At 71.5% G+C, this 13,865-nt stretch carries 11 protein-coding genes; 8 read left to right on the forward strand and 3 right to left on the reverse strand.

Annotation, left to right across the window (positions count from 1 at the left end):
- Positions 1-378, reverse strand: coding sequence for an ArsR/SmtB family transcription factor (locus HNR67_RS31290; protein WP_185005760.1), 378 nt, complete (start codon positions 376-378; stop codon positions 1-3).
- Between the two features lie 192 nt (positions 379-570).
- Here HNR67_RS31290 and HNR67_RS31295 point away from each other — a divergent pair, with 192 nt between their 5' ends.
- From HNR67_RS31295 to HNR67_RS46775, 3 genes are read left to right on the forward strand one after another with little or no spacing between them, the layout of a single operon-like run.
- Entirely contained in the window at positions 571-1,953 is a 1,383-nt protein-coding gene (locus HNR67_RS31295) for an ankyrin repeat domain-containing protein (protein WP_185005761.1), read from the forward strand.
- A 51-nt stretch (positions 1,954-2,004) separates the two neighbouring features.
- Positions 2,005-2,412 carry a MerR family transcriptional regulator gene (locus HNR67_RS31300; protein ID WP_185005762.1) on the forward strand — a complete coding sequence of 136 codons (408 nt, stop codon included), beginning with the start codon at positions 2,005-2,007 and terminating at the stop codon, positions 2,410-2,412.
- Positions 2,409-3,356, forward strand: a complete 948-nt coding sequence (locus HNR67_RS46775; RefSeq protein WP_185005763.1) for an alkylmercury lyase family protein — start codon at positions 2,409-2,411, stop codon at positions 3,354-3,356. Before HNR67_RS31300 ends, HNR67_RS46775 begins: the two co-directional genes overlap by 4 nt.
- Positions 3,357-3,409: 53 nt before the next feature.
- On the opposite strand, the gene phoU is transcribed toward HNR67_RS46775, so the two are convergent.
- Positions 3,410-4,054 (reverse strand): phosphate signaling complex protein PhoU, encoded by a 645-nt coding sequence (phoU, locus tag HNR67_RS31310; protein WP_185005764.1) that lies wholly within the window; start codon positions 4,052-4,054, stop codon positions 3,410-3,412.
- A 136-nt stretch (positions 4,055-4,190) separates the two neighbouring features.
- Between phoU and HNR67_RS31315 the strand changes: the two genes are divergently transcribed.
- Both HNR67_RS31315 and HNR67_RS31320 read left to right on the forward strand, forming a co-directional pair.
- Positions 4,191-4,688: a hypothetical protein gene (locus HNR67_RS31315; protein WP_185005765.1), complete on the forward strand. Its 498-nt coding sequence runs from the start codon at positions 4,191-4,193 to the stop codon at positions 4,686-4,688.
- A 294-nt stretch (positions 4,689-4,982) separates the two neighbouring features.
- Positions 4,983-6,479 carry a hypothetical protein gene (locus HNR67_RS31320; protein WP_185005766.1) on the forward strand — a complete coding sequence of 499 codons (1,497 nt, stop codon included), beginning with the start codon at positions 4,983-4,985 and terminating at the stop codon, positions 6,477-6,479.
- A 4-nt stretch (positions 6,480-6,483) separates the two neighbouring features.
- Here the strand turns inward: HNR67_RS31320 and HNR67_RS31325 are convergent, their stop codons facing one another.
- Entirely contained in the window at positions 6,484-8,604 is a 2,121-nt protein-coding gene (locus tag HNR67_RS31325; RefSeq protein WP_185005767.1) for a tetratricopeptide repeat protein, read from the reverse strand.
- 122 nt (positions 8,605-8,726) lie between these two features.
- On the opposite strand from HNR67_RS31325, the gene HNR67_RS31330 reads away from it, so the two are divergent.
- The 3 genes from HNR67_RS31330 (at position 8,727) to HNR67_RS31340 (ending at position 13,862) form a co-directional block, all read left to right on the forward strand.
- Entirely contained in the window at positions 8,727-9,071 is a 345-nt protein-coding gene (locus tag HNR67_RS31330; RefSeq protein ID WP_185005768.1) for a gamma-glutamylcyclotransferase family protein, read from the forward strand.
- 127 nt (positions 9,072-9,198) lie between these two features.
- Positions 9,199-12,810 carry a glycoside hydrolase family 3 C-terminal domain-containing protein gene (locus HNR67_RS31335; RefSeq protein ID WP_185005769.1) on the forward strand — a complete coding sequence of 1,204 codons (3,612 nt, stop codon included), beginning with the start codon at positions 9,199-9,201 and terminating at the stop codon, positions 12,808-12,810.
- A 5-nt stretch (positions 12,811-12,815) separates the two neighbouring features.
- Positions 12,816-13,862 (forward strand): glycoside hydrolase family 99 protein, encoded by a 1,047-nt coding sequence (locus tag HNR67_RS31340; RefSeq protein ID WP_185005770.1) that lies wholly within the window; start codon positions 12,816-12,818, stop codon positions 13,860-13,862.
- Positions 13,863-13,865 lie beyond the last annotated feature (3 nt).

A 13,865-nucleotide genomic window follows, 5' to 3' on the forward strand; every position in this document is an offset into this window, starting at 1 on the left:
TCAGCCGCGCACGATCGCGGGTGTGGCCTGGGTGCCGAGCACCGCGCCGACCAGCATCCGGCCACGCTCGGTGAGGGAGTACATGACCAGCCGCCCGTCCCGGCGCGAGCCGACCATCCCGGCGTGCTTGAGCTGCCGCAGGTGGTGCGAGGTCAGGTTCTGCGCCTGGCCGACCACCCAGGACAGGTCGCACACGCACAGCTCGCCGCCGGAGTACAGCGCGGCGGCCATGGTCAGCCGGGTCGGATCACCCAGTGCCCGCGCGGCCGCGGCGGCCGGTTCGACCGCGGGCAGGTCGGGCAGGCCGGCCCGGATCTGCTCCGCGTGCGGCAGGTCAAGGCACAGCAGGTCGCACTCGTCGGCACGGTCTACACTCACATCGACAAACTAACAGACGTTGATATGACGGGCGAGGGTCGGGACGGCGAGGTAGGCTGCCCGCAGGCGAGTTGGGTCGCCTCCGGGTCCGCGGAAAAGGCTGAGCCTGCCCAACGTAGGCGGGTAAACCCTGGTCAACCCACCTCCTTTCACCCCGTCACGCGGACCACGGGGACATGGAAGGAGGTCGTGATGACGACCGTCCCGCTGCCCGAACGACCCGATCTCGGCCAGCTCCGCAAGCAGGCCAAACAGCTGCGCCGGGCCACCCCGGACGGCACCCTCGCCGACGCGCAGCGCACGCTGGCCCGCCGGTACGGATTCGCCAGCTGGCCACGCCTGCAACGGCACGTCGAGGCCATCAACTCCCGCACCTGGGTCTACACCGAGCCCACCGGCACGGAATCACCCGCGGCCCGCTTCCTTCGCCTGGCCTGCCTGAACTTCGCCGAGGACGCCCCCGAACGACCGATCGAGGCGGCCCGGTTTCTGCGGCGCCACCCCGAACTGCCCGAAACGAGCGTGGCGGTGGCCGCCGCGTGCGCCGATGTCCCCGCGCTGCAACGACTTCTGACCGCCGGGGCCTCGGCGACCAAGCCCGCCGCGCCCTTCGACTGGCCGCCACTGATGTACCTCGCCTACGCCCGCCTCGAGGTGAGCCAGCACAACACCCTGGCCGCGGCGCGGCTGTTGCTGGACGCCGGGGCCGACCCCAACGACGGCCGGTTCTTCCTCGGCCTGCCAACGCCTTTCACCGTACTGACCGGCGCGCTGGGCGGCGGCGAGGACGACCAGCCACCGCACCCGCACGGCATCGCCCTGGCCCGCCTGCTCCTGGACGCGGGCGCCGACCCCAACGACGGGCAGAGCCTGTACAACCGCATGTTCGACGAGCGGGACGACTTCGCCGAACTACTGCTGGAGTTCGGCCTCGGCCAGGGCGACGGCGGTCCGTGGCACCGACTGGTGCCCGACCTGCTCGACTCACCAGCGGACATGGTGCGCGGACTGCTGAAGTGGGCGGTCACCCACGACCAGCGGCAGCGGGTGGCCCTGCTGGCCAGGCACGGCGTCGACGTGGTCAGCCCACTCGCCGACGGCGCCACCCCGCTGGCACACGCACTGCGCAACGGCCACCGCGAGCTGGCGACGTTGTTGCGCGGCCTGAACGCACCCGAACCGGAGCTGAGTCCCGTGGACGCCTTCGTCGCCGCGGCCCTCGCCGGGGACCGGACCGCGGTCGAACACACCCCGGCCCACGTCGTCGAGGCCGCCCGCACCGCCCGGCCGGGTCTCCTGGTCTGGGCCGCGGCGCAACATCGTCCCGAGGCGGTGCGGTTGTTGGTGGACAAGGGGTTTGACGTCAACGCACGCGGGCGTGGCGATATGCCGCTGGAACACCCGTGGCAGACGGCGCTGCACACCGCGATCCAGGTCGGCGACACCGAGGTGGTCCGGTTGTTGCTGGAGCTGGGCGCGGATCCCGGCATCCGCGACCGCAACTTCGACGGCGACGCCAGGTCGTGGGCGGAGCACTTCGGCCGCACCGAGGTGCTCGAACTGCTCGGCGGGTAACCCGGACCGTGCACTTGCCCTGTACCCGGGTACAGGGTTCATGCTGAGGTGGTGCGTACCGGAGAGCTGGCGGAACAGGCCGGGGTGAACCCGCAGACACTGCGGTACTACGAGCGCCGCGGCCTGTTGGCCCCGCCGCGGCGCTCGACCTCGGGCTATCGGGAGTACCCACCGGAAGCCCTGTCCCGGCTGCGGTTCATCAAACGCGCCCAGGCACTGGGGTTCACCCTGGACGAGACCGAGGAGCTGTTGCACCTGGCCGACGGCGGGCCCGCGTCCTGCGACAGCGCACGGACGCTGGCCACCGCCCGGCTGACCGACATCGAGGCCAGGGTGGCCGACCTGACCAGGATGCGGGACTCGCTGAGCGACCTGGTCACCCGGTGCGATCTACCCCGCCGCGACCGCGCCTGCGGGCTGCTGCACACCCTGGGTGAACAGACCGGAGAAGCCCGATGAAGTTGCGGATCCTGACCGTCCCGGACTGCCCGAACCTCGCCCCGCTCAAGGAGAACCTGGCGGCGGCACTCCTCGGGCGCACGGACGTCACCGTCACCGCCGAGGTCGTCAGCACCGTCGACCAGGCCACCCGCACCGGCATGCGGGGCTCGCCAACCCTGCTGGTCGACGGCGTCGACCCCTTCGCCAACCCCGGCCAGCCACCCAGCGTGTCCTGCCGCCTCTACCGCGACGAGCACGGCAATCCCAGCGGTGCGCCAACCTCGTCCCAACTCCGCGCCGCCCTCGCCCCGACCGGCGACACCACCTCCCCGGCGACGGACCTGCAGAGGTGGCGCGCCCGCACCAGCCCGACCGACCCGGTCGACCGCGCGGTGCACCAGGCGATCCTGCACGCCTTCGCCGGCACCGGCCAACCCCCGTCTCCCGAACGGCTGCAACGGATCGCGGCGGCCAACAACACCACCGCGGACCCGATCCTGCGGCGCCTGCACGACCTGGACGCGGTCCGGCTCGACCCGGCCGGGGCGATCCGGGTCGCCTACCCGTTCTCCGCGACCCCGACCCGCCACCAGGTCCGGCTCGCCACCGGCCGGACGGTGTCCGCCATGTGCGCCATCGACGCCCTCGGCGTACCCGCGATGCTCGGCATGGACGCGACCATCACCTCCCGCGACCCGGTCACCGACGAGCCGGTGACCATCACCATCCACAATGGACAGTACAGCTGGGAACCGGAGACCGCGGTCGTGTTCGCCGGCGCGGCCGCCGGCGCCGGACCGTCAGTGGACTTCTGCTGCCACCACCTCAACGCCTTCACCGGCCCCGCCAGCGCGCACCGCTGGATGAGCCGGCATCCCGGCGTTCCCGGCGAACTCCTCGACACCGCCACCGCCGAACGCCTGGGCCGCCACCTCTTCGGCGCCCTGCTCCAACAGCACTGATCGAGCGGTCACCACGCGTTGCGCACCGGCTGGGCCGCAGACCGGCGCCGTTCTCAGATCAGGGCGGGCGTGCCGGTCTCGATGAACGCGGTGCGCGCGGCCACCGCCACCGCGTGGTCGGCGAACCGCTCGTAGTACCGGCTGAGCAGACTGGCGTCCACGGCGGCGGGAATCCCGAAGGCCCAGCGGTGCCCGATCACCTGGAACAGCGAGCGGTGCAGCTCGTTCATCTCCGCGTCCGCGGCATCCAGGGTGCGGACCAGGACCGGATCCCGTTCCCGCACCACCTTTCCGGTGGTTCCGGCCATCCGGACCGCGATCGAACCCATGAGCTGGAACCGGGAGCGCAACGGCGCGGGCAGCACCGGGTCCGGGTGCCTGCGCAGCACGGCCAGCGCGACGTGGTGGGCCAGATCCCCCATCCGCTCCACGTGTTCGGCCGAGCGCAACACGGTCACGATCACCCGCAGATCCCTGGCCACCGGCGATTGCAGGGCCAGCAGCGTCTGCGCGTCCTGCTCGATCCGGGTCCTGGTCTGGTTGACGATCACGTCGTCGGCGACCACCCCTTCGGCCAGCCGCGCGTCCCCGGTGGCCAGTGAGTCGGTGGCGCGACTCATGGCGACGGCGGTCAGATCGCACATCCGGGCGAGCTGGAGCACCAGCACGTCCAGCCGGTGGTGGAACGAATCCCGCATGGGTCACGCCTTTCGAGGTCATCGGCCGTGACCTCGATGCAATCCGGTCCGCCGACGCCAGGCAAGATGTGGCGGGCCGAACTTACGCGTTCCTTCCGCCGCACCGGTTGTCGGTGTCCTTTGGGATCATGTCCGCATGGATTTCCACCTCGACCCACCCACCGGCGTCGGCCCGCTGCGGATCGGCATGCCCCGGCGGGAGGCGAACACCGCGCTGGACTCGCTCCGGGATCCCACCGCGCTCTCGCCATCGGACCGGCCGGGGCAGCACATCTTCCGGCCGAGCGGCCTGATGATCAGCATCCACTGCCTGCACGACCAGCTCCAGGCCGTCGAACTGGCCCGGCCGACGGACCCGGGCGACCGGGTGCTCTTCCACGACGTGGACGTCTTCGCCCTGCCGGCCCGCGAGGTGGTCGGCCGTCTGCGTGCGCACACCACGATCGAAGCCGATGAGGACGATGACGCCGCATTCCTCGCCCCGGACCTGCTGTTGAGCTTCTGGCGTCCGTTCGAGGCCGACGACGACCCGGCGGAGGAGCAGGGCCACTACTTCACCACGGTGCTGCTGGCCCGGCCCGGTTACTACGACACGCCCGCGGAGGCCGAGGAACGGCTCAGCCGGAACTCCTAGACTGTCGCTGATGGACGGCGGAGGGACACGATGCGGTGAAGGGTCAATCATCGCTGCCGCCAACCGTTCCGCCGACGGTAAGATGGTCGAGCCGGGAGCCGGGAGCCGGGAGCCGGGAGCCGGGAGCCGGGAGCCGGGAGCCGGGAGCCGGGAGCCGGGAGCCGGGAGCCGGGAGCCGGGAGCCGGGAGCCGGGAGCCGGGAGCCGGGAGCCGGGAGCCGGGAGCCGTTGGGACACCCTGCACCCCGAGCGTGAAGTCCTTGTCCTCGCCCGCAATCCCGCCGTCCTCAACCGCATGTGGGACGTCCTCCCCCTGCTGCTGACCGACCGCCGGATCTCCGTGACCTTCGCCATCGACCACGGTTCCGCCTTCTCCCACCGCATCCGCGACCACCTCGCCCAGGCCGGCGCCCGCACCCTGGACTGGGAAACCGCCATCACCCGGCGCTACGACCTCGCCCTGGCCGCCAGCGACAACGGCGACCTGCATCGCGTCCGCGCCCCGCTGATCCTGCTGCCGCACGGCATCGGCTACCACCGCCGCTCCCCCGGCGACCCCACCTCGATCTCCGGACTCCGCCGCTCCGCCCTGGTTCGCCGCAACCGGATCATCCCCAACACCCTGGTGGTCGCACACGATCACCAGCTCGCGGTGATCGCCTCGGTCGAACCCCGGCTGCTGCCAAGGACACTCGTGGCCGGGGATCCATGCCTGGACCGCATCCACCGCAGCGAGCACCTCCGACCCGCGTACCGGACCGCGTTGGGCGCCGACCGGCGGGAACTCGTCCTGCTCTGCTCAACCTGGGGCAAGAACTCGCTTTTCGGCGCCTGCACCGACCTGCCCGCGCGGCTCCTCGCGGCCCTGCCCGCGGATCGCTTCCGCTGCGCGCTGGTGCTGCATCCCAACGTGTGGACCCAGCACGGCGCCCTCCGGATCAACGCCCTGCTCCGCCGCGCCACCGACGCGGGCCTGCTGGTCGTCCCACCCGAGCAGGGCTGGCAGGCCGCAATCGTGGCGGCTTCGCTGGTGATCTCCGACCATGGCTCGCTGACCAGCTACAGCCTCGGTGCGGGCCGACCACTGCTACTGGCCACCGACGGCGGTCCCGAGGTCGTGCCCGGCTCGCCACTGGATCACCTGCGTAGCCGAGTTCCCTTGCTACGACTGGACAAACCCCTCGCCGCGCAGATCGAGCAGGCCCTGATACCCAACCCGGATTCCGCCGTCGACGCGGCGGCGATCTTCGCCAGGACCGGGCAGTCCGCGGCCATCCTGCGCACCCGGATGTACACGGTGCTGGACCTGCCGGAGCCAGCCTGGCAGGCCCGCCCCGATCCCCTGCCCACCCCCGAGATCACCCTGACCGAGCCAGACGCACTCCGCGTCCAGATCGACGGCACGACCACCCTGACCATGCGCCGATTCCCAGTCGTACTAGGCGAACCGGAGCCGCCCGGTCACCTGGCGGTCAGCGAGCACGCCACCGACCCGGAACTCCTGGAACGGGCCGCGGTCGTGTGGAGCGCGACCCGGCACGAGCACCCGGCGGACGCGGACGAGTGGGGCGCGGCGACCCTCCGGCGCTGGCCCGGCGCCCAGCTCGCGGTGACCGAGGTCGAGCCCGGTGCGATCGTGGCCTTCCGCCGCAACGGCGACCGCGTCACCGTCCAGGCCACCGTGCCGCGATCGGTGGCCGGATCCGCGCTGTACCACTGGATCCTGCACGGACAGCCGAGCGTGGAGCTGGCCATCGAGGCGGGCGCGAACTCGGGTGTGCTGCGCTGGTAGCCGGTCAGGCCGTGGCGGGCAATCCGGCGAGTTGCCGGGCCACCCTGGCGATGGTGGCCGCGCGCGGGCTGCCCATCCGCTCGAACATCCCCGCGGCCCGCTCCCGGAACTCAACGCCGACCGCGCGGTCGGCCCGCCGCTCCGCCAGCTCGGCGAGCCCGAGCAAGGCATCCGCCGCAGGTGCGGTGGCACCGCGTTCCTCAGCGGTGGCAAGCACTTCCGCGTAGGCGTGTTCGGCGGCCCGGTCCGCGCCGGAGGCCGCCAGCACCACCGCCGCGCTGAGTTGGACCTTCAGCAGGACAGAGGTGGCATCGGTGCCAGCCAACAACTCCCGGGAACGCCCGAAGGCCAGCAACGCTTCCTCGTACCGTCCCAAAGCACCCAATGCCCGGCCCACCATCATGCTCTGCAACGCGGTGCCCCGGGTCAGTCCGAGCCGCTCATTGATCTCCAGCGCGGTGCGGAAGCGGCCAAGGGCCTGCTCGGCGCGGCCCTCGCGCAGCAACACGTTCCCGGTGAAGTCCTCGACCGAGCCCAGCAGCCGATCCCAGTCCCCGGCCAGTTCCCTGGCCCGGTCCAGGTGCTCGTGGGCCTCGGCGAAGCGGCCGAGTTCCTGGTACGCCTTGGCCAGCAGGCACCGGCAGCGGGCCTCGAACCCGGCGTTGCCCAGCAACACGGCCGAGTCCACCGCCAGCTTGCCCGCACGTACCCAGGTGGCGAGTGGTTTGGTGGCGTCGAAGAGGGTGTACGTCGCCTCGAACAGCTGGCAGACCTCGGTGTGCCAGCCCTGTTCCGCGGCGGCGGCCATGATGTCGACCAGGTTGGTCTGCTCCCGCCGCAACCAGGCCAGGGCCGTGGCGGCCGGAATCGCCACCGGCGTGTCGTCCAGCACCGAGGCCGGATCGGTCACCCGCAGCGGTTGCCTGCCGTGCACGGCCACATCCGCGGCCGCCGCGCCGATCAGCCACCACCGGACCGCCTGACGCAGGGCGGCGATCCGTTCGGCCTTGCCATCCTCGACCTCGGCCACCCGCAGCGCGTGCACCCGCACCAGGCGGTGCAGCCGGTGCACGCCACCGGGTTCGGCCTGCACCATGCCGGTCTGGCACAGCTCGTCCAGGTCGCGGCGCACCGCGCGCACCGGCTGATCGAGCATGGCCGCGAGCACCTCGACGCCGAAGTGCGCGCCCACCAGCACACTCAGCAGCCGGTACAGCCGTCGCGCCGACTCCGACAGGTCGTCGTAGACCCGGTCGAACATGGCGAAGACCTTCGCCCGAGCCGACCGTTCGGTAGACGGATCCCCGGGATCGAGGTCGGTCTCCCGCAGGTCCTCGACCAGCTCGCCCACTTCCAGGTGCGGCCGCGCCTTCAGCCAGGCCGCGGCCACCCCCAGCGCCAGCGGCAACCCGCCGCACAACGTCACCAGCTCGACCACCGCGGCCCGCTCCGCTGCCACCCGCTCGGCCCCGCACACCTTGGCGACCAGGCTGATCCCGTGCTCGACCCGCAGTGGTTCCAGCGCGACGTCGAGCACCTCCCGATCCTGGTACAGCTCGGCCAGGATCTCCTGCCGCCCGGCCGAGACCAGCACCAGGCTGCCGGCCGAGTTCGGCAGCAACGCGGTCACCTGGGCCGCGTCCCGGACGTCGTCGAACACCGCGAGCAACCGCAAACCCTCGCTCAGGGAACGGAAAAGCGCGCCCCTGGCCTCGAACGAGGCCGGGATCCGGGACTCGGGCACCCCGAGCGCGGCGAGGAACCTGGCCGCGGCCTCGCCAGGCGAGTTGCCCTCCGTGCCGTACTGCACGTGCAGCACGCCGTCGGGATACCTCTCCCCCAACTGCCAGGCGGCCTGCCGCAGGAACGCGGTCTTGCCCATGCCCACCATGCCGTGCACGGCGGCGACCATCGGCCCGGTGCGACCGCCCAGCGGCGTTCCGGCCAGCTCACGCACTCGCGCGAGTTCCTCGTCCCGGTTGGTGTAGGTCTCCGGTGGCCTGGGCGCCTGCGCGGAGACCAGCTGCGGCAGTTCCGGGTCCGCGGGCGCGCCGGAGAGGATGACCGAGTTGATCACCCCGGCCTGCACGACGCTGTGCGCCGTGCCGCTCACCTCGTTGCGCACCCGATCACCCCGCACGGTCCACCCCCGGTCGTGCCCACCACGTTGGGCGACGATCACGGTACTGGACGCGACCGGGCCGGGCTCCCCGACGCGGGCGGGAAGCGCTGGGAGATGCTGTGGCCATGACGGAAACGTTGTTGTTCTCCTACGGCACCCTGCGCCAGCCCGAGGTGCAGCAGGCGGTGTTCGGGCGGGCGCTCGACGGGCGGGCCGACGAGATCGCGGGTTACCTGCTCGGCGAGGTCGTCATCACCGATCCCGCGGTGATCGCCACCAGTGGCAGCGACCGGCATCCGGTGCTGCGGCCCTCGACGGCGGCCGACGCGGGCGTGCCGGGCACCGCGTTCAAGATCACCGAGCAGGACCTGGCCGCCGCCGACGCCTACGAGGTCGAGGACTACACCCGGGTGCTGGTGCCACTGCGTTCCGGCGATCAGGCGTGGGTCTACGTCCTGGCGGGCACGTGACCCGGACCGGATCTTGCAAATGTCGAACGAGAACTACGCAAAGAGTCGCTTGACTTTCGTCAATCTTTGACGGGACCGTGAGGACCACGCCGCCAGCATCAATGTTGATCTGTTCGCGGAGGTCTTCATGGCCACACCCTGCCCACGGCACCGTCGCCTGGCCCTGGCCGCGACCGTGCTGTGCGGACTGCCCTTCCTGGTCTCGACGGCGGGCGGCGCGCCCCCTGCGCACGCGGCGCCCGCCGTCGAGCCGCCGATCTTCCGGGACATCCGGTACGGCTTCGCCGAGCGCGCCGCCGACCTGGTCTCCCGGCTCACCCTGGCGGAGAAGGTCAGCCAGCTCAGTACCAACCACGGTCCCGAGATCACCCGTCTCGGGGTGCAGCAGTACACCTACTGGAACGAGGGCCAGCACGGGATCAACCGGCTCGGCGCGGCCACCAACCCGCCGGTGGCGCCGGAGGCCGTGCACGCCACCAGTTTCCCCACCAACCTCGCGGCGAGCACGTCCTGGGACCCCGCGCTCATGCATGCCGCGACCACCGCGATCTCCGCTGAGGCACGGGGTTTCCTGGACAAGTCGCTGTGGGGTGTCGGCCAGAACAACCTGGGCCGCTCGGCGGCCAACTACGGCTCGCTGACCTACTGGGCCCCCACGGTCAACATGCATCGCGACCCGCGCTGGGGCCGCAGTGACGAGGCATTCGGCGAGGATCCGCACCTGGCCGCGCGGATGTCCGAGGCGTTCACCAACGGCTACCAGGGCAGCAACCTGAACGGGGTGCCGGAAAGCCCTTACCTCAAGGTCGCGGCCACGGCCAAGCACTACGCGCTCAACAACGTGGAGAAGGACCGCACCGGAGTCTCCTCCGACACCACCGACGCCAACCTGCGCCAGTACTACACCGAGGTGTTCCGCCGCCTGATCGAGAACGCGGGCGTGTCCGGCCTGATGACCTCCTACAACGCGGTCAACGGCACCCCGGCCGTGGCCAACACCTACACGGTCAACCAGCTCGCGCAGCGCACATACGGCTTCGGCGGCTACGTCACCTCCGACTGCGGCGCGGTCAGCACCGCCTACCGCGCCCCGGTCTGGGGCCACAACTGGGCGCCGCCGGGCTGGACCACCAACCGCGCCGACCAGCAGGCCCGGTGGACCAACACCGCCACCGGCGTCACCGTGTCCGGCCAGGCAGGCGGGCAGGCGCACGCCCTGCGCGCGGGCACGAACCTGAACTGCCCCGGCGAGGAGAACACGCTGCCGGTGATCCAGGAGGCCATCAGCGCCGGCCTGCTCAGCGAGGGGGTGATCGACAACGCGCTGGTGAAGGCGTTCACGGTGCGGATGCGCACCGGCGAGTTCGACCCGCCAGAGCGGCAGCCCTACACCCGGATCGGCAAGCAGGTGATCGAAAGCCCGGCGCACCACGACCTCGCCCGGAAACTGGCGGCGAACTCGTTGGTACTGCTGAAGAACGACCCCGTGCCGGGGCTGAACCGGCCGCTGCTGCCTGCCGATCCCTCGGCGCTGAACCGGGTCGTGGTGCTGGGCGACCTGGCGGACAAGGTCACCCTGGGCGGCTACTCCGGCACGCCCAGCCTGCGGGTCAGCGCGGTGGCCGGGCTCACCGAGCAGATCAAGGCCGCCAACCCCGGCGCGTCGGTGGTCTTCGACGCGGCGGGCACCTCCACCACCGCGACCGGACCCGCCGTGCTCAGCCAGCAGACCCAGGACCAGATCCGGGCGGCCGACCTGGTCGTGCTCTTCGTCGGCACCGACCACCAGACCGCGGGCGAGGGCAAGGACCGGGACAGCCTCGCGTTGCCCGGCAACTACCACTCGCTGATCACCCAGGCCGCGGCGCTGGGCAACCCGCGGCTCGCGCTGGTGCTCCAGTCCGGTGGCCCGGTGCGGATCGAGGACCTGCGCGACCGGACCCCGGCGGTGGTCTACAGCTCCTTCAACGGGGAGAGCCAGGGCGCGGCGCTGGCCGATGTGTTGCTGGGCAAGCACAATCCCAGCGGACGCCTGAGCTTCACCTGGTACCGGGACGAGGGTCAGCTGCCCGCGATGTCCAACTACGGCCTCACCCCGGCCGAGACCGGTGGGCTGGGCCGCACCTACCAGCACTTCACCGGGACGCCGAGCTACCCGTTCGGTTTTGGCTTGAGCTACAGCGATTTCAGCTACTCGGCGGCCACCATCGACCGGGACGCGGTGACCGCGGACGGCACGGTGAGCGTGTCCTTCACCGTGACCAACACCGGCCGGGTGCCGGGGGCCACCGTGGCCCAGCTCTACCTGAGCAGCCCGGTGAAGAAACTGGTCGGCTTCCAGAAGACCGCCGTGCTGCAACCCGGTGCCGCACAACGGATCTCGCTGCCGGTGGCGATCGCGGACCTGGCGTACTGGGATGCCCAGCGGATGCGGTCGGTGGTGCGCGAAGGCGCCTACGTCTTCCAGCTCGGCAGGCACGCGGGCGATGCCGCCGCCACCGTACGGACCACCGTGCGCGGTGCCATCACACCCAAGGTCCGTCACGTCACCGTGCAGCCGGAAGCCGTGCTGTACAACGCGGGTGAGACCCTCGACCTCACCGGCAAGAACCGGTGGATCAAGGACAACACCAACCCGGCCAGGGAGAATCGCAACCTGGCGGTGACCGCGGACAACGTGGTCGAGGCCGTGCACAACGATCAGTCCTTTGTGGACATCAAGACCGCCCAGGTGCGCTATGCCTCCAGCAACGAGGCGGTGGCCACGGTCAGCCCGGCCGGGCTGGTGCGCGCGGTCAGCGACGGGGCCGCGACGATCTCGGTCACCGTCAACGGGGTGACCGGCACCGCCCCGATCCTGGTCCGCAACTCACTGCGCCTCACCGTCCCGCCGATCACCCTGCCCGGCGGGAAAGCCAAGGCGGCCACCAGTTTCGTCAACGGCGGCGACCGCGCCATCTCGGGCCTCGCGCTCACGGTGAGCACACCCAACGGCTGGACGGCCAGGGCGACCACACCGTCGACCTTCCCCACCGTGCCCGGCGGCCAGACCGTGCGCACCGAATGGGAACTGACCCCACCGGCGGGCGCGATCCCGGCCAGTCACGACTTCGCCGCCCAGGCGAGTGCGGGCGGCCGGACCTGGTCCGCGACCGGGCAGACCTCGATCCCGCACGCCTCACTCGCCGCCGCGCTGAACAACCCTGGCGTCAGCGAGGACGCCAATCCGGCCACCGGAAACCTGGACGGCGGCGGGCTGAGCTACTCCGCGCAAACCCTGGCCGCGGCCGGGATCCGGCCGGGTGGCCAGGTGGACCGCGGCGGGATCGGCTTCCGCTGGCCCAGCGCCACCCCCGGCCAGCCGGACAACGCGGTCGCGAGCGGCCAGTCCGTGCTGATCTCCGGGACTGGCAACCGGATCGGCGTGATCGGGTCCAGCACCTACGGCGCGACCTCCGGTGCGGGCACCATCGTCTACACCGACGGCACTGTCCAATCGTTCGCGCTGGCCTTCAACGACTGGTGGTCGGCCGAGGGCAGACCCGGCAGCGAGATCGTGGCCACCTTCCCCTACCTCAACAGCTCGGGCGGCAGCCAGCCCAACCGGGTCAGCCTGTTCTACTCGGTGCTGCCCCTGCAACCGGGCCGAACCGTGCAGGCGGTCATCCTGCCGAAGGTCAGCGCGACCGCGGTCAGCGGCGTGCCCGCCATGCACGTCTTCGCGATCGGGATCGGGTGATCACCATGCGCGCACTGTTCCTGACCCTCGTCCTGCTGCTCACCCTGACCCCGCCCGTCACCGCCGCACCGGCACCAGGGTCGAACGTGCACCTGTTCTACTACCCCTGGTACGGCAATCCCGCGGTGTACGGCGAATACCGGCACTGGCAGCAGGGCGGGCACACCCCGCCAACGGACGTCGGCGCCGACTTCTACCCGGCACTCGGCGCCTACGACTCCGGCGACTTCACCGGCACGGTCGAATCGCACATGGCCTGGATCCGCGGTTCCGGCGCGGGCGTGCTGGTCTACAGCTGGTGGGGCCGGGAGTCCTATGAGGACAGACTGGCCGAGGGGGTGCTCGCCGCCGCCGCTCGCAACGGCCTCAAGGTGGCCTGGCACCTGGAGCCCTACGGCGGTCGCACCGCGGCCTCCACGGTGGCCGACATCGAGTACCTGATCGCCAGGCACGGGGCCAGTCCGGCCTTCTACCGGGCGGCCGAACACGGGAACCGGGCGGCCTTCTACGTCTTCGAGAGCCTGCGCATCGCGGACTGGTCGGCGCTGGACCTGGTCTCCGACAGGGCGATCGTGCTGGCCCAGACCACCGACGTGTCCAGGGTCGCGCACTTCGGCGGCATGTACACCTACGACGGGATCGCCGGGCTGACCGCGCCGGGCTGGGCGGGCGCGGGCGCGTACTGCCGGGCCAACGGCCTGGTGTGGGCCCCGTCGGTGGCCCCGGGTTACCTCGACAAGCGGGCGAATCCCGGCAGTGGCACGCCGATCGTGGACCGCCGGGAGGGCGCCACCTACGACCGGCAGTGGAACAACGCGCTCGACCCGGCCATCGGCGGGCGGCCGCACTGGGTGTCGGTCACCTCGTTCAACGAATGGCACGAGGGCTCCCAGATCGAACCCGCGGACGGCACCCCGCCACCGGGCCACGGCTACCTGACCTACGACGGGGCCTACGGCAGCCGCGGCCCGGCGGCCAGCACGGCGTATCTGGAACGCACCCGGTACTGGGCCGCCCGCCTGGCCGCGCGCGACCGGAACGGCGGTGGGTGAGGT

The sequence above is a fragment of the Crossiella cryophila genome (genome assembly GCF_014204915.1).
In the GTDB taxonomy this organism is placed as follows: domain Bacteria; phylum Actinomycetota; class Actinomycetes; order Mycobacteriales; family Pseudonocardiaceae; genus Crossiella; species Crossiella cryophila.